Here is a 19,251-nt window from a genome sequence, read left to right on the forward strand (position 1 = left end):
AGATGCTGCGTGCCCTCTATGACCGCGTGCTGGCGCTGTCGGCACATCGGCGCGCGCCGGCCTGGCTGGCCGGCGTCAGCTTCGCCGAGAGCAGCGTCTTCCCGATCCCGCCCGATGCCATGCTGATCCCGATGTGCATCGCGCGGCCGGACCAGGCCTATCGCTACGCGCTGATCTGCACCATCGCCTCGGTGCTCGGCGGCGTCGCCGGCTATGCGATCGGCTACTTCCTGTTCGAGGCGCTGGCCGAGCCGGTGCTGCGCGCCTACGGCTATGCCGATGCGCTGCTGCGCTTCGAATCCTGGTACGAGCGCTGGGGGGCGCTGGTGATCCTGATCAAGGGGCTGACGCCGATCCCCTACAAGATCGTCACCATCGCGTCCGGCGCCGCCAAATTCAACTTCCTGATCTTCCTCGCCGCCAGCCTGGTGACGCGGGCGGCGCGCTTCTTCCTGCTCGCCTTCCTGCTGCGCCGCTTCGGCCCGCCGATCCGCGATTTCATCGAGCGGCGGCTGACCCTGGTGACGACCGGCGCCGCGGCCGGCATCCTCGCCGGCTTCCTGGCGCTGCGATACCTGTAGTATTCCCCACGACGTCGCTGCGCGCCGTCGCGGGGGGGCCGTGATTCACCCCGGGCCCGAGGCGCGTCACAGCCTGTCGCAGCGAAGCCGCGACAGGGCAGCGGGTGGCGGCTGCATCGGCAGGGTGCCATCCATTCCAGACATGCGCCGAACCCGTCGCTGCTCGTTGTCCTGTCGCGGCTTCCGCCGTGGCAGGCCATGACGTGCCTGGGACTTGAGGGCCCCACCGGGGGTCCCATGACGTCGCGCAAGCGACGTCGCGGGGATCACTCCCGCCAGGGATGCTTCTCCCACAGCGCCGCGTAGTGGCGCTGCATCGCCACCAGCTCGGCGCGGTACTCGTCGGGGCCGAGCAGGCGCAGCGGCAGGGCGAGCTGGGTGGCCAGCGCCTGCCATTCGGGATCGGCCACGGCCCGCTGCGCCGCGACGACGATCCGCTCCAGCACCGGCCGCGGCAGGCCGGCCGGGGCGGCGAGGCCGCGCATCGAGCCCTCGACCACGTCGAAGCCCTGCTCGCGGAAGGTCGGCACGTCCGGCATCACCGCCCAGCGGCTGGTGCCCATCTGGCCGATCGGCCGGAACAGCCCCTGCCGGTAGTCGCCGATCGCCTCGCCGATATTGGTCACCGCCAGCTCGATCTGGCGGGAGACGGTGGCGGTGCGCACCGGCGCGCCGCCGGCGAAGGGGACATGCAGGAATTTCGTGCCCGTCACCCGCTCCAGCGCCAGCACGGCCAGGTGGTCGTCCGAGCCGATGCCGGAGGTGCCGTAGCTGATCTGCCCCGGCCGGCGCTTCGCCTCCGCCACCAGGTCGGCGACAGTGCGGATCGGGCTGTCCGGCAGCACCCAGATGGCGCCCGGATCATCGACGATGTTCAGCAGCGGCAGCAGGTCGTCCAGCCGGAAGCGCGCCTGCGGCCGCTCGATCGGGATGGTGACGATGGTTGGCGTGTTGAGGAAGCCAATGGTGTAGCCATCCGGTCTGGCGCGGGCGAGCTCGGTGAAGCCGATCTCACCGGCGGCGCCGGGGCGGTTCACCACGGCGATGGGCTGGCCGAGATACTTCTCCATGATCCGCGCCAGCGGCCGGGCGGCGACATCGGTGCCGCCGCCGGCCGGAAAAGCGAGCACCATGGTCAGCGGCCGGTCGGGGAAGCCGCCGGCGGATGACTGTGCCAAGGCAGGGCGGGCGAGCGGCGCGGCCGCCAGCCCGGCGAGAAGGGCGCGTCTCTGCATGGGTGATCCTCCCGGGTCGGGCGCGGCTGCGCGCGCTTGGTGGGGATCGGACCATGCCAAGGGCCAGGGGCGCAACAACATCGTCGGGAAAGGCGCGCGCGTTGAGGCGGGCAGGACGGAGGTTGCGATCGGATCGAGGGCAACCGGCCCGGGCCGCGCTCAACGGCGACGAAACGGCAATTCAGGGAGACATCGACATGGACGTGGCATTCCTCGGCCTGGGTCAGATGGGCACGGGCATGGTGGGCCGGCTGATCGAGGCCGGGCACCGGGTGACGGTCTGGAACCGCGACGGCGCCAAGGCCGCGCCCTTCGCGGCGCGCGGCGCCCGGGTCGCGGCCAGCCCGGCCGAGGCGGCGCAGGTCGGCACCGTCATGACGATGCTGGCGAATGATGCGGCGGTGGAGGCGGTGGTCCTCGGCGAGGCCGGGCTGCTGGCGGCGGGGTCCGGCCTGCTGCACGTCTCCTGCAGCACGGTCAGCACCGCGCTCACGCAGCGGCTGGAGGCGGCGCATGCCGAAGCGGGCCAGCGCTTCGTCTCGGCGCAGGTGCTGGGGCGGCCCGACGTGGCGGCGGCGGGACGGCTGGCGGTGATCGCGGCCGGCGCGGCGGCGGATCTCGATGCCGTGCAGCCGCTGTTCGACGCGATCGGCGCCGGCACCACCCGCATGGGCGAGCGGCCGGTCATGGCGGCGGCGGCGAAGATCGCGCTCAATGCCGGCATCCCGGCGATCATCCAGATGCTGAGCGAGCAATTCCGCATCGCCGGCGCGCATGGCGTCCCGCCCGCCCGCCTGCTCGAGCTCCTGCTGGCGGCCGATTACGGCAACCGCATGCTCCGCAGCTACGGGCCGATCATCGCCGAGCAGAGGTTCGAGCCCGCCGGCTTCCCGATGCGGCTCGGCCGCAAGGATGTCGGCCTCGCCCTGGCAGCGGTGCAAGGCGAGGGGGCGGCGCTGCCGCTGGTCGCCTGGATCGCCGCGCGCATGGACGCGATCATCGCCGCCGGCGGCGGCGAGCGCGACTGGTCGGCGCTGGGCCAGCCGCCCGCGGCGGGATGAGCCCCGTGGAGAACCCGGCGGGCGCGATCACTCCTTCCAGGGATGCATCGCCCAGAGCTTCGCGTAATGCTCGCGCAGCGCCAGCAGCTCGGTCTTGAAGGCATCGGGGCCGAGGAAGCGCAGCGGCAGGCTCTGCTGCGTCGCCATCTGGCGGAAATCGGGGTCGTCCACCGCGCCGTGCACCGCCTTGGCCAGCCGCTCCAGCACCGGCTGCGGCACGCCGGCCGGCGCCGCGACGCCGCGCATCGAGCCTTCGACGACATCGAAGCCCTGCTCGCGCGCCGTCGGCACGTCCGGCGTCGCCTCCCAGCGCCTGGTGCCGAGCTGCGCCAGCGGCCGGACCAGCCCCTGCCGGGCATCGGCGATGCCCTCGCCCATGTTCACCACCGCGACCGGCAGGTTCTTCGAGAACAGCGCGGTGCGCACCTGCGAGGAGCCGGCAAAGGGGATGTGCAGGAAGCGGGCGCCGGTCTGCCGTTCCAGCGCCAGCATCGCCAGATGGTCGTCCGAGCCGATGCCGGTGGTGCCGTAGCCGATGGTCCCCGGCTCCTTCTTCGCCGCCTCGACCAGCTCCTTCAGGCTGCGCCAGGGGCTGTCCGGCAGCACCCAGATGCCGCCCGGATCGTCGACGATATTGGCGATCGGCACGAAATCCTCGAGCTGGAAGCGGGCCTGCCGCTCGATCGGGACGGTGACGATGGTCGGCGTGTTGATGAAGCCGATCGTGTAGCCATCGGGCTTCGACCGGGCGAGCTCGGCCCAGCCGATCTCACCGGCGGCGCCCGGGCGGTTCACCACCACCACCGTCTGGCCGAGCCCCTTCTCCATCGACCGCGCCAGGGTGCGCGCCGCGGTGTCGGTGCCGCCGCCGGCCGCATAGGCGACGATCATGGTGATCGGGTGGTCCGGAAAGGCGGGCTGCGCCTGGGCACCAGGGGAGAGCAAGGCAGCGAGGCCGAGGGACGGCAGGAGGGACAGAAGACGACGGCGCATGAGCGATTCCTGGACGGTTCCCGGACCCGGCGCCGCGCCGGACGCGCGGCCCGCGGTCATCCTTGTTGCGGCCCGGCCTGTGGCGGGCCGTGCTGCCCGGCAATCCGCAGGCTCGCGGATGCGGGAGGCTCGGCACGGATCGGACCATGCCGGGGGCGGAAAGTCCATCCCTGGCTCCGCACCCAGGTCATCGCTTGCTCGCGTGATTCACGCCTTTGGTGAATCCACCTCAGGCGATCACGCTCCAGGGCCCGGGCGCCGCTCAGGCCCGTTCAGCCCTCCGCCCGCGCCGCATGGCCCGGCAGGGCGCGCGCCAGCGCCACGGCCAGGGCCTGGCGGTGATAGGGCTTGCGGAGCACGGCGACGGCGCCGGCATCCCGCCCCTCCAGCGGGCCGGCGCTGCCATAGCCGGTCGCCAGCAGATAGGGAATGCCGCGGGCGGCGAGCGCATCGGCCACCGGGAAGACCAGCTCGCCGCCGCCGAGATTGACGTCGAGCACCGCCGCGGCGAGGCGCGGCTCGGATTCCGCCAGCCGCCGCGCCTCGGCCAGGCTGCGCGCCGGCCCGACCACCTCGCAGCCGAGCTCGCGCAGCCCGGTCTCGAGTTCGAGTGCCAGCAGCGCCTCGTCCTCGGCGACCAGCACGCGCGGCGGCAGGCCACCCGGGTCGGTCCAGGCCGGCTGCGGCGCCACCGCCACCGGCTGGCCGGTCGCGGTCCGGATCGGACGCGCCGTGCCGTCCGGGGCGGCGCGAGCGGCTGGCAGGGTGAGGATGGCGCGCAGCCCGGCCGGCGCCCAGTCGAGCGCGAGCCGCGCCCCGAGCTGGCGCTCGGCGAGCTGGGTGACGAGCCGGATGCCGAAGCTGCGGCGGCCGGGAGGGCCGGCCAGGGCCGGGCCACCGCATTCGGTCCAGCTCAGGCGCAGCGCCTGGTCGGCGGGCAGGAATTCCCAGCCGATATGCACCTCGCCGCCGGGGACGGAGAGGGCGCCGTGCTTGACGGCATTCGTCGCCAGCTCGTGCAGCAGCATGGCGACGGGCTGCACCGCCTCGGCCGAGAGCCGGGCCGGCGGCCCGGCGAGCCGCACCTGCCCCATATGCGCGGGCAGCTCGCTCTCGGCCAGCGCCTGCAGCTCCGCCCCGGTCCAGGCGCCGCGGGCGAGCAGCGCATGCGCCCGCGCCATGGCGGTGATGCGGCCCTCGGCGGCGGCAGCGAAGGCGGCCGGCGTGACGTTGCGCGGCGCCAGGCGGATGAGGGAGAGGGCGACGGCGAGCGCGTTCTTGGCGCGGTGGTCCACCTCGCGCAGCAGCAGCACCAGATGCTCCTCCGCCTCGCGCTTCGCCGCGGCCCGCGCCCGCAGCGCGGCGCCCGCCTCGGCCAGGGCGGCGCGCACCCGCGCGACCTCCCGCACCCGCGCCGGCGGGCGCTGCGGCGGCGGCTGGTCGCGCGCCACGGTGGCGGCATCGGCGCCGAGCGCCTCGATCTCCTCGCCGAGCCGGGCGCCGAGGGCGAGGGCGAGCAGCGCGGCAAGGGAGACGGCCAGCACCCCGCTCGCCGTGGCGATGAGGAGGGACCGCTGCAGCGGCCCATCGATGGCGGCGCGGGGCACGCTGAGCGTGAGCGTCCAGTTGCCGAAGGGCAGGCGGCGCAGCGCCGCGTAGGTCGGCACGCCGGTGCGGGAGACCGCCCGGATGGTCGCCGTCGCCTGGCCGCTCCGCTGGAAGGCGGCGATCCAGTCGATCGCCGACCGGGCGAGGAAGGTCTCCTGCTGCTGCGACCGGGCGATGATCAGGTGGCGATGGTCGATCAGCGTGGCGATCCAGCCGGCCGGCAGGGTCTGGCTGCTCAGCGCCATCCCGAGGCTCTCCGGCCGCAGGTTGGCGACGAGCAGGCCGGTCTGCGTTCCGGCCCTCTCGACCAGGATGGCGACGCTGATCACCGGCTCGCCGGCGACCGGCTCGGCGAGGAGCGGCGAGACATGCCGCGACCAGGCCTGCAGGGCGGCCGGGACCAGGGCCGAGGCCTCGATGGGCTGCAGCTCGGCATCCGGGGCGTGCGGCGATCCCGGCCGGCCAGCCGCGAGGGGGGACGCGGCCAGGGTGTTGAGATGCCGGCGCCCGGCCGCATCGAACAGCATGACGCTGTGCAGCACGCTCGGGCGGGCCTCGACCAGCGCGCGGGCGCGTTGCCGGAAGGGCTCGGCGCTGGTCCCGCCCGGCGCCCCGGCCAGGGCGTCGTCGATCGTGGGCGACCCGGCCAGCACGCCGAGGGCGGCGGCGGTGATCTGCAATTCCCGGTCGATATCGGCCTGCAACGCCTCGGTGGTGCGGACCAGCTCGTGCAGGGCGGCGGTGCGGGCGCTGGCCGCGATCCACCAGGCGAGGCCGATGGCGAGCGCCAGCAGCGGCAGGCCGGTGACCAAGGCGAGGCCGAGCAGGTGCATGCGGAACCGCATCGGCCGGCGCTGCCGCGGGAGCGTCCCCGCGCGTGCCGGGGACGTCCGGGGCAGGCGCCCGCGACCATCCATCGAGTCCCGTTCGTCCCGTGCGACTTCCATTGCCAGGAATAGAATAGGGGATTGGCGGGCGGTGGAAGATCGGGCGCGGCTTGGTCGGCGCGTCGCGTCCCGGAAGGATCGCTGCGCGGGCCGCAGATGGCGGGCCGATACCTGGCGTCGGCGTTGTGGCGGTCCGGCTCGGCGGGCACTCCGCCGGCCCAGCCCTGCTGGCCCAGTTTTCGGAAGGGCCAGAGGAGCGGTAGCGCCGGGGCGCTGCCGCGCGCTTCGATCAGTCGGCGGCGAGGGCCATCCGGCTGCGGTTCATGCGAGCGAGGACGTGATCCTCGGCCGCGTCCACCACCTGCTCGGTTTCCTCGGGCGTGAAGACATGCCCGGCACCCGGCAGGATACGGTAGTCGATGCTGATGCCCCGCTGGGTGTTCAGCTTGTCCACCAGCTTGCGGACCGAGCTTTCGGGCACGAGCTCGTCCTCTGCCCCATGATAGATCAGCCCGTTGCAGGGACAGGGGGCGAGGAAGCCGAAGTCGTAATGGCTGGCCGGGGCGGCGATGGAGACGAAGCCGCCCATCTCCGGCCGGCGCATCAGCAGCTGCATGCCGACATAGGCGCCGAAGGAGTAGCCGGCGACCCAGAGGCTGTGGGCATTGGGATTGACCGCCTGCAGGAAATCGAGCGCCGAGGCAGCGTCCGAGATCTCGCCGATGCCGCCGTCATAGCGGCCCTGGCTGCGGCCGACTCCGCGGAAGTTGAAGCGCAGGGTAGAAAACCCCATCGCCTGGAAGCGCTGATACAGTGCGTGAATGACCCGGTTGTTCATCGTCCCGCCATGCAGCGGGTGTGGATGAAGCAGGAGCGCGACCGGCGCGTTCGGCTGCTTGGAATGGTGGTAACGGCCTTCGAGCCGGCCATCGGGGCCGGCGAACATGACCTCAGGCATCGTCCCTTGGGTCCAATTCCTGTTGCACCGGGTCTGCCCCGGCCGTCATCGCGGGCGGTATCCCGCGCGAGAGCCCAGAGCGCGCCACGGCGCTTGGTGGGGAAGACCTGATCGACAACGCCCGGGCTCCCCTCGGCATTAGTGCACGATGCCGAGAGGAGCCCGGGAGAGTCGTTCGCTGGCCGGCCGGCGCCGAATCCGCCCCCAATTCTTGACTGGGGTAGTCGGATTAACTAGCCTGTCCGCCCAGGCGCCGCCTTTTCGCGCCAGGCCCGGAGGCTTCGGTACCGGTATCGTCCAGTCGCCCCTGGGACCGTCTCCCGTCCCCCAGGGTGGCGGGACTATAGAGACGCGGCAGCGAGTTTCATAACGGAATCAAGGCATGGCGCCCATGTTTCTCGCTCCTGGCCAGAATACCGACTACAATCTATCTATTAAAAGATAGGAATCGCCATGCGCCTTTCCACTCGCGGGCGATATGCGGTCATGGCAATGGTCGAACTCGCGGTGCGACAGCAGCCGAATTCAACCAACATGCGTGATTGCCGGCCTGTCAGCCTTGCCGAGATCGCGCAAGCTCAACTCTTGTCGCTTGCCTATCTGGAACAGCTTTTCGGGCATCTGCGCCGCGCCGGCCTCGTCGCCTCGGCGCGCGGTCCCGGCGGCGGCTACCGCCTGGCGCGGCCGGCCGCGGCGATCACGGTCGCCGATATCGTCGAGGCGGTGGACGAACCGATCCGCGCCACCCGCTGCGAGGAGGGCTCGGCCGGCTGCCTCGGCGGCGAGCGCTGCCTGACCCATGATCTCTGGTCCGAGCTCGGCGAGCAGATCCGTCTCTTCCTCGCGCATGTCACGCTGGCCGATGTGGTGCGGCGGCAGGTGCAGGGGCGCGCCGTGCCGCCCGCCCCCGCCGAGACGGCCCTGCCGCTGACGGAGGCGGCGCAGTAGCGCCGGGTCGGCCCTGAACCCGCTCTACCTCGACGCCAACGCCACCGAGCCGCTGCGGCCGGCGGCGCGGGCGGCCGCGATCGCGGCGCTGGAGGCGGGCGGCAACCCCTCCTCCGTGCATGCTGCTGGCCGCGCCGCCCGCCGGCTGCTGGAGACGGCGCGCGAGGCCGTCGCCGCCCGCTTCGGCGTCCGGCCCCGCGACACGGTCTTCACCGGCGGCGGGACGGAGGCGAATGCGCTGGCGATCCGCGGCCTCGGCCGCGGCCGGCGCCTGCTGCGCGGCGCGACCGAGCATCCGGCGGTGCTGGCGGCGGCCGAGGCGGGCGAGACGATCCCGGTGCATCCCGACGGCACCGCCGATCTCGAGGCGCTGGCCCGGCTGTTGGCCGAAGGCGGCCCGGCCCTGGTCTGCCTGATGGCGGCGAACAACGAGACCGGCGTGCTGCACCCGCTGGCCGAGGCGGCGGCGCTCTGCCGCGCTGCCGGGGCGTTGCTGCATGTCGATGCGGTGCAGGCGGCCGGGCGGCTGCCGCTCTCCCTCGACGCGCTCGGCGCCGACAGCTTAGCGCTCTCCGGCCACAAGCTCGGCGGGCCTGCCGGGGCGGGGGCGCTGCTGCTGCGCCCGGGGCTCGATCTGCCGCCGCTGATCGCCGGCGGTGGGCAGGAGCGCGGCCGCCGCGGCGGCACCGAGCCGCTGCCGGCCATCGCCGGCCTCGCCGCCGCCCTGCTGCCGCCCGAGACGGCCGCGGCGGAGGCGGCGCGGCTGGCGGCGCTGCGCGACCGGATCGAGGCCGGCATCGCGGCGATGGCCCCGGAGGCGGTAATCGCCGGGGCGGCGGCGCCGCGCCTGCCGAATACGAGCTGCATCCTGCTGCCCGGCGCGCCGGCGGAGACGCAGGTGATCGCCCTCGATCTGGCGGGCTTCCGCGTCTCGGCCGGGGCCGCCTGCTCCTCGGGCAAGGTGGCGCAGAGCCCGGTGCTGGCGGCGATGGGCCATGGCGCGCTGGCCGGCTGCGGCCTTCGCGTCTCGCTGCCCTGGGACGCGCCGGAGGATGCGCCGGAGCGGTTCCTCGCGGCCTGGGCGGCGATGCGGATGCGGCTGGGACAGCGCGCGGCCTGAGGTGCGGCGGCCCGACCTGCCGCCCCGATGCGCTGTCACGCTGACCTCCGTCTCGGGTAAGGTGGCGCCACGCCGCAGGATCGAGAGCAGCGCCATGATGGGACATGCATGGAATGGCAGCGATGCGGGGCCGCGGCGCCGCTGGCGGGCCGTGACCTGGGGCGGCGCGGCGGCGCTGTTGCTGACCCCGCTGCTGGCCATGCAATTCACCCACGAAGTGCGTTGGACCGGATCGGATTTCGCGGCTTTCGGCCTCCTGCTCGCCTTGCCGCTCGGGGCGCTGGACCTGGCCATGCGGCGGACGGAGAACGCGTCCTACCGCGCCGCGGCGGCATTGGCGCTCGGCGCCGCCGCCCTGATGACCTGGGTGAACCTCGCGGTCGGAATCGTCGGCAGTGAGGGCAACCCGCTCAACCTCGCCTTCTTCGGCGTGCTGGCCGTCGGAGTCCTCGGCGCCTGCATCGCCCGCTTCCGGCCGCGCGGCATGGCGCGCACCCTGGCCAGGATGGGCATCGCCCAGGCCCTGATTGCCCTGGCCGCCCTGATCGCGGGGTATCCCGAGGGTCTCCTGACCGGCGTCTTCGTCGTCGCCTGGATCGTCTCCGCCCGGTTGTTCCGGCGGGCCGCGGGAGAGCGGGCGGTCGTCGGCAAGGCGGGGATGCCGCCGGGCTGACGCAGCCAGCCGCAGGGCGCGGCTGGCCGGCGCGATGCCCTCGCCTGCGACGACTGGCATCCCGAGACGCTCGAGCAGCCGGCGCGATCGGGCTGCAGGAGCGACGCCGGCGCGATGGCAAGCCGGTCGAAGCTGCGATTCGGCAACTCCCCTTGCGGGTCCCGGACCATGATCCGCTCCACACAGGGTCGCGGATCATGGTCCAGGCTGTTGTTTGATCGCGTGAGTCACGCTTTCCGGTGAGTCCACCTCAAGCGACCACGCTTTAGCGAATCCCGACAGCGAACCGGATTGAGTGGCGGACCGCGAAGCGTATCGGAGCCCGTGGTCGAGACCGAAGGCGCGGCGCCGAAACCTGTCATCGCCCGCGCGTTGAAGGGGACGCCTGCACGAGATGCGCAGGCCGACACCGACAGGGTTGTAGCTTGGCCGGATGCCTCTCAGGCAAAATACAACCTCTTTCATAACAAGATATAATCGGAATGAGTCGCCAAAGATTCTTTGCACGGCGACGTGATTGGCAGAAATCCAAAGGGCTCCATTTTTCAGACTGTGAAACGCCAGGAAATTTAAATGTCGGTTTCTTCGACTGGTCGCCGCCTTGGTGTGGCAATCGTAGGATTGGGCGGTGCAGTTGCTACAACGGCGGTAGCCGGGATTGAAACCATCCGACGCGGTTCCAATCACGCCGAAGGATTGCCGCTGGCTGATCTGTCCCTGCCGGGACTGGCCGAGTATCGGGACATGGTCTTCGGCGGCTGGGATCTCGACGACTCTCACCTTGCCGCCGCCGCGCAGCATCATCGCGTGCTGACGGAGACGCAGCTTTCCGAAACCGGCGAGGCGCTGTCCCGCATCCGCCCCTGGCCGGCGGTGAGCAGCCGCGCCTTCTGCAAGGGCGTCACAGGCACGCATGCGCATGCGGCTTCGGGCCATCGCGCGGCCGTCAGGGCGATCGCCGACGACCTCCTCCGCTTTCGCGACAGCAGCGACGTCGATGGCGTGGTGATGATCAACCTTGCCTCGACCGAGCGGACGCCGGCCGATGACGGCGCGCTGCATTCGCTCGACGCTTTCGAGCATGCGCTGGACAACGACGATCCCACCATCGGTCCCGCCATGCTCTACGCCTATGCCGCGATCGAAACCGGCATTCCCTATGGCAACTTCACGCCGTCCCTCGCCGCCGATGCGCCGGCGCTGAAGGAATTTGCGCGCATCCGCAACGTCCCGGTCGCCGGCAAGGACGGCAAGACGGGCCAGACGATGATCAAGACAGTGCTGGCGCCTGCCCTGAAGGCGCGTGCGCTGCACGTGGATGGCTGGTTCAGCACGAACATCCTCGGCAACCGTGACGGCGAGGCGTTGCGCGATCCCCACAGCCTCGCCTCCAAGCTCGATACGAAGGGCAGCGTGCTGGACAGCATCCTCGGCTACCATGTCGAGGACCATCTGGTGGACATCCGGTACTACCGGCCGCGCGGCGACGACAAGGAAGCCTGGGACAATATCGACGTCTCCGGCTTCCTCGGCCAGCGGATGCAGATCAAGGTGAACTTCCTCTGCAAGGACAGCGTGCTCGCCGCCCCGCTCGCCCTGGAGATCGCCCGCGTCCTCGACCTTGCGCAGCAGCGCGGCGAGGGCGGCGTGCAGGAGCAGCTCTCGGTCTTCTTCAAGGCGCCGATGGTGGCGAATGGCCATGCGCCGGAGCACGCCTTCCATGTGCAGGAGCGGATGCTGATGGACTGGCTGGGGGCGCGTTGAGACCCAGCCGGTGATGGACCGAACGGACGCCGCGGTTGCGCCTCGGGTCGAGATGCTTGATCTGCTGCGCGAGCTGGGCCACCTCAAGCGCATTCGCTCCGCCGGCCGGCAAGGGTCGCTCGCGGAGCGCTCCTTCGCCGCGGCCTGGGCCGCGCTGGTTGCCGGGCGTCCGCTCGACGAAGCCTGGCGCGCCGCCACGGCCGACGCCCTCGCCGCGACGCGGCTCGGCGATCTCGACCGGAGCGCTCTCGTGGGGGCCGGCATAGGCGACGGCGCCGTCGAGGCCATCATGGCGCGCGCGCTGGACGAGGCCGCAGCGGAACTGGATCCGCAGCTTCGGGCCGGGTTGCGTGCCGCCGCCGATGCTGATGGCGTCGCTCCAAATTTCGTCGCCTCCCTCGCCGCTCAGCCGCGCGCCGGCGTTACCTGCCCGGGCCGGCCGCGGATCATGCTGGAGCCGCCGGAGAACCATGCCGAGCACTGCTTCGTCACGGCGGTCTACGGCGTGATCCTGTCGCCCGTCTTCCGCGCGCGGCCCGACACGGTGTTCCTCGCCGCTCTCGCGCATCACCTGCACAACGCATCGATCCCGGATTCCGGCTATGCGGGCGAAGTGCTTCTCGGCGACGAGCTCGAGCCTGCCTTCGCGCGCGCAACGGACGTCGCCCTGGCTGAGCTGCCCGCCGCTCTCGCGCAGGCGGTGCGGGAGGCGCGCGCCATCCTGCCCGATGCCGAGACGGCGGAGGGCCGCGCCTTCCACGCCGCCGACACGCTGGACCGGGTGCTGCAGGTCGAGCATCACCTCCGCGCCGGCAATACGACCATGCACTACCTCCTGCACGACATGGAATTGGTGCATGCCGGCCCGGTCCGCCCTTTCCAGGACCGGCTCCTCGCCTCCCTGGGCCTGTCGCGATGACTCCCGATACGCCGCATTCGGTGCGCGACACTGCCGGGCGGCGGTGGCCGGTGATCGACGGCATCACCTTCGCCCGCGCCTCGCGCCTCGACTTGGCCGGGGAAGCCCTGTCGCGGCTCGATGCCGGGGACCAGGAGGGCGCGCTCGTGCTGCTGCTGGCCGATCAGGATGATTGGTGGCGCGGCGCGACTGCGGAGGCGTCGGATCTGCGCATCCTGGCGCGGGATCGCGCGCGTCTCACGCTGCGCCAGGCCGTGACCTGCCTCGCCTGGGACGCGGTCGGCGACTACTTCCTGCATCGCTGGAGCGACCCGACCTTCGTCGCCGGCCTGGCGCTGATGGAGGCGCATTGGAACGAGCCCCGGACGGCTTTCGAGCTCGCCTGCGGCATCGGCCATTTCCTGCGGGTCCTGGCGCAGCGGGGCGTTGGCTGCACGGGCGCGGATGTCGTCTTCGCCAAGCTCTGGGTCGCGCGCCACTGGGTGGCGCCCGACGCCCGCCTGGTCTGCTTCGATGCTGGCCTCTCCCCCTGGCCGATGGTGTCGGGGGAGCGCTTCGATCTGGTGTGCTGTCACGACGCCTTCTACTTCCTTCGGCCGCAGGACGCGATCGCGGCGCAGCTCGCCGCGCTTGCCGGCGATGCGGGCTCGCTCACCATCGGCCACGTCCACAACCGCGACCGATCGAACCTGTCCGCCGGCTGGGGCCTGGCTGCGGACGAGGTCGCCCGGCTGTTTCCCGGGGCGCGGCTCTACGACGACGCCGAGCTGACCCAGGCGACGATCGGGCGGCGCGTGCCCTCCGCCGCGCAAGCCTGTTCCCTGCGGGATGCGGAAGCCTTCGGCATCGCCACCGGCCCGGGCATCGGGCCCGCGCGGCCGGTGGCCGGCAAGCTGTCCCTGCCGCCGCACGGCACGGCGCTTCGGCGCAATCCCCTGCTGCGTGACGGCACGATCACCTGGCCCTCGGATCGCTATGCCGAGGAATACGGTCCGCGCGCGACATACTCCCCGGCCTCCGACGCGCCGGAGCGAACGCTCGCCAGCGACGAGACGGTGGGCTGGGTGCTGCGGCGCGAACTCCTCGACCTGCCGGATCGCTGGTGATGCGGAATATCGGTTGGGGCGTCGTCGGCTATGGCTGGGTGGCGCGGGACTACGCCGCGCCCGCCATGCTGGCAGCGGGCCATGCCGTGCGGGCCGTCTGCGACCCCGCACCGGCCGCACGGCAGGCCGCCCACCTCGATCATCCCGACGCGATGCTGCACGGCGCCCTGCCATCGCTGCTGGCCGATCCTTCGGTCGAGGCCGTCTATGTCGCAACGCCGAACCACCAGCACCGGGCGGTTGTCGAGGCCTGCGCCGCCGCCGGGAAGGCCGTGCTCTGCGAGAAGCCGATGGCGGCGACCCTGGCCGATGCGGAGGCCATGGCGTGGGCCGTGACGCAGGCCGGCCGCCTCTACGGCACCGCCTTCGATCAGCGGCATCACCCCGCCCATGCGGCGATGCGCGATGCGCTCGCGGCCGGGATCGTCGGCAGACCCACCGCGATCCGGATCGTCTATGCCTGCTGGCTGGATCGCGGCTGGCGCGGCACGGGCGACGGCGACAACTGGCGCGTCGATCCCGCCCGGGCCGGCGGCGGCGCGCTGATGGATCTCGCGCCGCATGGCCTGGATCTCGTGCAGTACCTCCTCGGCGCCCCGGTGCGGGACATCGCCGCCTTCACCCAGAGATGCGTGCAGGATTATGCCGTGGATGACGGCGCGATGCTGCTCGGGCGTGCGGAGGATGGCACGCTTGTCCAGCTGCACGTCGCTTACAACTGCCCCGACGCCTTGCCGCGCCGGCGGCTCGAAGTGCTCGGCAGCGAGGGCCAGATCCTGGCGGAGAACACGATGGGCCAGGAAGCCGGCGGGCGCGTGACCCGGCTGGATGCCTCGGGCCAGGCTTCGCCGCTGCCGATCGCCGACGCGGAGGCCTCGCCCTTCACCCGACAGATGGCCGCCTTCGGCCGCGCCCTGGTGAGCGGCGACCACGCCGATTTCGACGTCCACCGGGATCTCGACACCATGCGGCTGCTGCACCGCGCCTATACCGAGGAGTTTGCATGCCGCTGACACCCTGGGCCTGCGCCAATTGCGGCTTCTGGCAGAAGCATTTCGAGCCGCGCAGCTGCCCGGTCTGTGACGATACCCGGAACGACCTGCCGCAGGATGGCTGGCATTTCCTGCGCGAGGACGAGGTCGCCGCCGGGCTGACCGGGTCCTGGCGGCGGCTGGACCGCGATATGGTGGCCTTCACGACGGCGCCGCCCTTCGGGCTGAACGGCACGGGCTGGCTGATGCTGCACCCGGACGGCAACACAGCCTTCGAGGCCGCGCCCTACTACACCCCCGAGATGCTCGCGGAGATCCGCCGGCTCGGAGGCATCCGGTTTCTCGCGGCGAGTCATTGCCACGGCTACGGCGCGCTCTGGCAACTACAGGACGCGTTCCAGCCCGAGGTGCTGGCGATCCAGAAGGACGATCTGCGGATGACGAAGGCCTTCCGCGTTACCTGGCCCTATGACGACGCGTTGGAGCTGCGGCCGGGCCAGAGGCTGATGCATGTCGGCGGGCATTACGAGGGTCAGGCGGTGCTGCACGATGTCGGGCGCAACACGCTGTTCTGCGGCGATGCCTTCAAGGTCGACCAGGCTGCGAGCGGCGAGGCGCTCGCCCTGTCGACGCACAAGGCATTCCACAAGGACATTCCGTTGACGCCGGGCGAGGTGCGGAAATACCGCAACGTGATCGGCGCCCTCGAATTCGACACGGTCTGCACGCCCTTCGAGCACGCGCCCGGCATCACGCGCGATATCGCGCTCGCCTTGCTGGACGATCAGCTGCGCGGCCCGCCGGGCGTGCGCCACGTGCCGCTGGATGAGCTTCGACGCCAGGCGGCGGGAGTGGTCGGATGACGGAGACGCTGCGCCAGGTCGCGGACGCGTTCCGCGCGACCATGCCGAAGAACGCCCATGTCTCGCTGTTCCGGATCGACCATCTGGATCGGATCGGCGTGCCGGTCGTTCAGGCGAACCTCATTCTCGAGAACGAGCCTGCGACGACAGGCTTCGGCTACGGCTTCACCGAGGTGGAAGCCGAGGTCGGGGCCATGGGGGAGCTTTGCGAGGAGGTGCATTGCGGCATCGCCTTGAAATCGATGCCCAGGATCCTCGGCAGCCATGCGGTCCTGTCCCAAAGCCGCGCCGTGGCGGATCCGTTGACCCTCTGCCTGCCCGCTGGTTCGGATTACGCGCCGGAGATGGAGCTGCCCTGGATCGAGGCGCGGCGTTGGCCGGATGGCGAGGCGGTGCTGGTGCCGCGGGAATGGGTGGCGGCCTATCCCTACCAGCTCGGGGAGGCGCCCCGATTGATCACGCCGATCACGAACGGGCTCGGCGCCGGCTTCGATCTCGAGCATGCCATTGCCCACGGCATCATGGAGGCGCTGCAGCGCGACGGGAACGTCGTGTCCTATCGCGCCCTCGACCAGGGCCAGGCGATCGACCCCGACGATGTGCCGGACCCGCAGGTGCGCGGCTTGCTGGAACATCTGTCATCCCTCGATATCGCGGTGATGGTGAAGCTGGCGGCCGAGGAGTTCGGCATGGCCAATCTCTACGTCGTCGGCGACGACCGCGGTAAGCCGGTCGTGCCGGTTCAGATCACCGCTTGCGGTGAGGCCGTCGGCCCGGATCGTGATCGCTCGCTGCGGAAGGCGCTGCTCGAATTCTGCGGCTCCCGCGCCCGCAAGGCGGCGACCCACGGCCCGATCGCCATGATCCGCGCCTCGCTGCCGTCTGACTATGTCGAGCGTCAGATCAAGGTTGCCATGTACGAGGAGGAGGAATCGCGCGCGCTCGCCGCCATGGCCGAGTGGATGGACAAGGATGCCGCCGTGCTGCGCGAGAGGCTGGCCGGGAATGTCCTCTCCGTCCGGAGCCGCCGTTCCTTCTCGTCCCTCCCTGGCCTGCCCGGTGCGGCCGTTGCCGGTTCCAGGGCGCGGCTGGCGCTGCTCCTGGAGCGGCTCGCCGCCGAGGGGCTCGAGGTTCTCGTGGTCGATCTCTCCCCGCCCGATCATGGCGTGCGGGTCGTCAAGGTGATCGTACCGGGCCTGGAGAGCGAGACGATGAGCTATCACCGCATCGGCTGGCGGGGCGTGCGCCGCCTGCGCGAGCGCGACGATCCGCTGATCCTGGACGCGCCGCGGGACGGCGCGAAGCGGGTGCGCCTCCGGCCGGAGGACGAGGCGAAGGCGGGAGGCCCCGCCTGGTTCGACGCCGCGCTGGCCGACCGGATCGTCGGCAAGTTGTACCCGCTCTACCGTGAGAGCGGCGCCTTCTCGGCGCAGCTCTCGCTCGCGCGGCGGCATGGGGAGGCGGCGCCGGCATGACACTGCGCTTTGCCTACAACACCAACGGCGCCGCCAATCATCGCCTGGGCGACGCGGTCGCGATCATCGCCGATGCCGGCTACGATGGCGTCGCGCTGACGCTGGATCATCACCACCTCGATCCGATGGAAGAGGGATGGGAGTGGCGTGCCGAGGCATTGGCGCGCGACCTCTCCGCCCGCGGGCTCGGTTGCGTGATCGAGACCGGGGCGCGCTATCTGCTCGATCCGCGGATCAAGCACGAGCCGACGCTGCTCTCCCCGGCGCCCGAGGGCCGCAACCGGCGTGTCGCCTTCCTGCGCCGTGCCGTCGATATCGGCGCCATCCTCGGCGCCGAGGCCGTCTCCTTCTGGGCCGGCATCCCCCGCCCCGGCGTCGATCCGGCACAGGCCCGGACTTGGTTGCGCGAGGGCGTGGCGCGCGTGGTCGAATACGCCGCGGCACATGGCGTGACGGCGGCGCTGGAACCCGAGCCAGGCATGCTCGTCGAGACGGTGGATGACTGGTCCGCGCTCGACCTCGCCGGCCTGAGCCTGGCGCTCGACCTCGGTCATCTCCTGGTCACGGGCGAGCGCGATCCGGCCGCCGCCATCGAGGAATTCGCGGCGCATCTCGGTACCGTCGCAATCGAGGACATGGCGCGCGGCGTCCACGTCCATCTGCCGTTCGGAGAGGGTGACATGGACATTCCCCGCTGCCTCGACGCCTTGGAACGGATCGGCTTCGCCCGGCTCGTCTGCGTGGAGCTCTCGCGCGAGAGCCATCGGGCTGACGCCATGATCCCGCAATCGGCGCGGTGGCTGCGGGAGTGCCGACCGGCATGAGGATCCTCTTCCTCTCGCGCCGTTTCTTCCCGGCGATCAGCGGGATGAGCGTCTACGCGCTGAACCTGCTGCGCCAGCTCGCCGATGCGGGCCACGACGTGACCATGGTCAGCCAGTACCGCGGCGATCCGGCCGGGACCAAGGTCTACGGGGGCGGCCCGCCGCCGTCAGTGCCCGGCATACGCGTCATCGGCCGACGCTCGCTCGGCGAGGAAGCCTTCGCCGAGCCTGGCGGCGCCGATTTCGAGCGCGACGTGGACGACATGGTGCAGACCATCCTCGCCGAGCACGCCCGGAAGCCCTTCGACATCCTGCATGCCCAATACGGCTATCCGAATGGCTGGTCGGTGCTGCTGGCGGCGCAGCGGATCGGCGTGCCGACCGTGGTGTCCATCCAGGGCGGCGACGGCCATTGGGTGGGATCGTGCTGCGAGACGCATCGTCAGGCCATGCTGCGCGTGCTGCAACATGCGGACCGGCTGCTGATCGGCTGCGACAGCTTCGCTGGCGAGGTTGTGGACCGGCTGGGCGTTGCGCGGGATCGCTTCACCATCGTGCCGGGGGCGGTCGATACGGGCCGGTTCCACCCGCCGGAAGGCCATGTGCCGGGGCAGGCCGCCGATCCGGTGCGCCTGTTCTATCACGGCCGGGTCGATCGCCGGAAGGGCGCCGTCGATTTCCTCGACGCGCTGGCGATGCTGAAGGCGGACGGCGTGCCCTTCGCGGCGACCATCAGCGGCATCGGCCCCGATTACGATGCTTGCGTTGTCAGGGATGCCGAGCTGGGGCTCGGCACACACTTCGCCGGCTATGCCGATTACGACGCCGCCCCCGACCTGTACCGCGAGCAGGATGTCTTCGTCTCTCCGACCTATGCCGAGGGCTTCTCGAACACGGTGCTGGAGGCGATGGCAAGTGGCCTCGCTTCCGTCTCCTGCGACGCGGTCGGCGTCCGCGATTGCCTGCGCCACGAGGAGAACGGCCTGCTCTCGCAACCCGGCGACGTGCCGGCGCTGGCGGCGAATCTTCGCAGGATCATCCAGGACGCGCCCCTGCGCGGCCGCCTCGCCGGCAATGCGTTGGAGGAATGCCGCCGCACCTATTCCTGGCAGGCCGTTGGCCGGCAGATCATGGGGATCTACGAGGAGCTTCGCGGAACCGCCCCCGACACCGCCTTCGATGCCGCGCTTCCCATCGCCGAATGCCGCTTCCGCGCGGCGCCGCACCTTCTCTGACGCGGCGCC

18 protein-coding genes are annotated in these 19,251 nt (G+C 71.5%); 13 read left to right on the plus strand and 5 right to left on the minus strand.

Features of this window, described 5'->3' with window-relative positions; translation table 11 throughout:
- Positions 1-2 precede the first annotated feature (2 nt).
- A complete protein-coding gene (locus HJG45_RS17810) occupies positions 3-581 on the plus strand; it encodes a YqaA family protein (RefSeq protein ID WP_171613476.1) in 579 nt (192 codons plus the stop codon).
- 266 nt (positions 582-847) lie between these two features.
- Here HJG45_RS17810 and HJG45_RS17815 read toward each other — a convergent pair whose 3' ends face one another.
- Complete coding sequence (locus HJG45_RS17815; RefSeq protein ID WP_171613478.1) at positions 848-1,816, minus strand: tripartite tricarboxylate transporter substrate binding protein; 969 nt, start codon at positions 1,814-1,816, stop codon at positions 848-850.
- A gap of 197 nt (positions 1,817-2,013) precedes the next feature.
- Here HJG45_RS17815 and HJG45_RS17820 point away from each other — a divergent pair, with 197 nt between their 5' ends.
- Positions 2,014-2,877, plus strand: a complete 864-nt coding sequence (locus HJG45_RS17820) for an NAD(P)-dependent oxidoreductase (RefSeq protein WP_171613480.1) — start codon at positions 2,014-2,016, stop codon at positions 2,875-2,877.
- Positions 2,878-2,904: 27 nt separating this feature from the next.
- Here the strand turns inward: HJG45_RS17820 and HJG45_RS17825 are convergent, their stop codons facing one another.
- From HJG45_RS17825 to HJG45_RS17835, 3 genes are all read right to left on the minus strand, one after another.
- A complete protein-coding gene (locus HJG45_RS17825) occupies positions 2,905-3,870 on the minus strand; it encodes a tripartite tricarboxylate transporter substrate binding protein (RefSeq protein WP_171613482.1) in 966 nt (321 codons plus the stop codon).
- Between the two features lie 272 nt (positions 3,871-4,142).
- The gene (locus tag HJG45_RS17830) at positions 4,143-6,323 is read right to left on the minus strand and encodes an HWE histidine kinase domain-containing protein (protein WP_171613484.1); all 2,181 of its coding nucleotides are present in this window, start codon (positions 6,321-6,323) and stop codon (positions 4,143-4,145) included.
- 331 nt (positions 6,324-6,654) lie between these two features.
- Positions 6,655-7,323, minus strand: a complete 669-nt coding sequence (locus HJG45_RS17835; RefSeq protein WP_171613486.1) for an alpha/beta hydrolase — start codon at positions 7,321-7,323, stop codon at positions 6,655-6,657.
- Positions 7,324-7,776: 453 nt separating this feature from the next.
- Between HJG45_RS17835 and HJG45_RS17840 the strand changes: the two genes are divergently transcribed.
- The 3 genes from HJG45_RS17840 (at position 7,777) to HJG45_RS17850 (ending at position 10,064) form a co-directional block, all read left to right on the plus strand.
- Positions 7,777-8,271: an Rrf2 family transcriptional regulator gene (locus HJG45_RS17840; protein WP_171613488.1), complete on the plus strand. Its 495-nt coding sequence runs from the start codon at positions 7,777-7,779 to the stop codon at positions 8,269-8,271.
- Positions 8,272-8,284: 13 nt separating this feature from the next.
- Positions 8,285-9,391, plus strand: a complete 1,107-nt coding sequence (locus HJG45_RS17845) for a cysteine desulfurase family protein (RefSeq protein WP_171613859.1) — start codon at positions 8,285-8,287, stop codon at positions 9,389-9,391.
- Between the two features lie 94 nt (positions 9,392-9,485).
- Entirely contained in the window at positions 9,486-10,064 is a 579-nt protein-coding gene (locus tag HJG45_RS17850; RefSeq protein WP_217362967.1) for a hypothetical protein, read from the plus strand.
- A 195-nt stretch (positions 10,065-10,259) separates the two neighbouring features.
- Here HJG45_RS17850 and HJG45_RS28435 read toward each other — a convergent pair whose 3' ends face one another.
- Positions 10,260-10,868 carry a hypothetical protein gene (locus HJG45_RS28435; protein ID WP_217362973.1) on the minus strand — a complete coding sequence of 203 codons (609 nt, stop codon included), beginning with the start codon at positions 10,866-10,868 and terminating at the stop codon, positions 10,260-10,262.
- On the opposite strand from HJG45_RS28435, the gene HJG45_RS17855 reads away from it, so the two are divergent.
- From HJG45_RS17855 to HJG45_RS17890, 8 genes are read left to right on the plus strand one after another with little or no spacing between them, the layout of a single operon-like run.
- Complete coding sequence (locus HJG45_RS17855) at positions 10,809-11,828, plus strand: inositol-3-phosphate synthase (protein WP_254452622.1); 1,020 nt, start codon at positions 10,809-10,811, stop codon at positions 11,826-11,828. The two genes, HJG45_RS28435 and HJG45_RS17855, sit on opposite strands and share 60 nt — an antisense overlap.
- 52 nt (positions 11,829-11,880) lie before the next feature.
- The gene (locus HJG45_RS17860) at positions 11,881-12,747 is read left to right on the plus strand and encodes an HD domain-containing protein (protein WP_171613492.1); all 867 of its coding nucleotides are present in this window, start codon (positions 11,881-11,883) and stop codon (positions 12,745-12,747) included.
- Positions 12,744-13,853 carry a bifunctional 2-polyprenyl-6-hydroxyphenol methylase/3-demethylubiquinol 3-O-methyltransferase UbiG gene (locus HJG45_RS17865; protein ID WP_171613493.1) on the plus strand — a complete coding sequence of 370 codons (1,110 nt, stop codon included), beginning with the start codon at positions 12,744-12,746 and terminating at the stop codon, positions 13,851-13,853. Before HJG45_RS17860 ends, HJG45_RS17865 begins: the two co-directional genes overlap by 4 nt.
- On the plus strand, positions 13,853-14,866 hold the full coding sequence (locus tag HJG45_RS17870) for a Gfo/Idh/MocA family protein (RefSeq protein ID WP_171613495.1): 1,014 nt from the start codon (positions 13,853-13,855) through the stop codon (positions 14,864-14,866). The genes HJG45_RS17865 and HJG45_RS17870 overlap by 1 nt, the downstream gene beginning before the upstream one ends.
- Positions 14,857-15,708 (plus strand): MBL fold metallo-hydrolase, encoded by an 852-nt coding sequence (locus tag HJG45_RS17875; RefSeq protein ID WP_171613496.1) that lies wholly within the window; start codon positions 14,857-14,859, stop codon positions 15,706-15,708. Before HJG45_RS17870 ends, HJG45_RS17875 begins: the two co-directional genes overlap by 10 nt.
- Entirely contained in the window at positions 15,705-17,183 is a 1,479-nt protein-coding gene (locus HJG45_RS17880; RefSeq protein ID WP_217362969.1) for a YcaO-like family protein, read from the plus strand. The genes HJG45_RS17875 and HJG45_RS17880 overlap by 4 nt, the downstream gene beginning before the upstream one ends.
- On the plus strand, positions 17,180-18,007 hold the full coding sequence (locus HJG45_RS17885; protein WP_171613497.1) for a sugar phosphate isomerase/epimerase: 828 nt from the start codon (positions 17,180-17,182) through the stop codon (positions 18,005-18,007). Before HJG45_RS17880 ends, HJG45_RS17885 begins: the two co-directional genes overlap by 4 nt.
- Complete coding sequence (locus HJG45_RS17890) at positions 18,004-19,242, plus strand: glycosyltransferase family 4 protein (RefSeq protein WP_171613498.1); 1,239 nt, start codon at positions 18,004-18,006, stop codon at positions 19,240-19,242. The genes HJG45_RS17885 and HJG45_RS17890 overlap by 4 nt, the downstream gene beginning before the upstream one ends.
- Positions 19,243-19,251: the final 9 nt, after the last annotated feature.

This window comes from Roseicella sp. DB1501 (assembly GCF_013112485.1).
Taxonomy (GTDB): Bacteria; Pseudomonadota; Alphaproteobacteria; order Acetobacterales; family Acetobacteraceae; genus Paracraurococcus.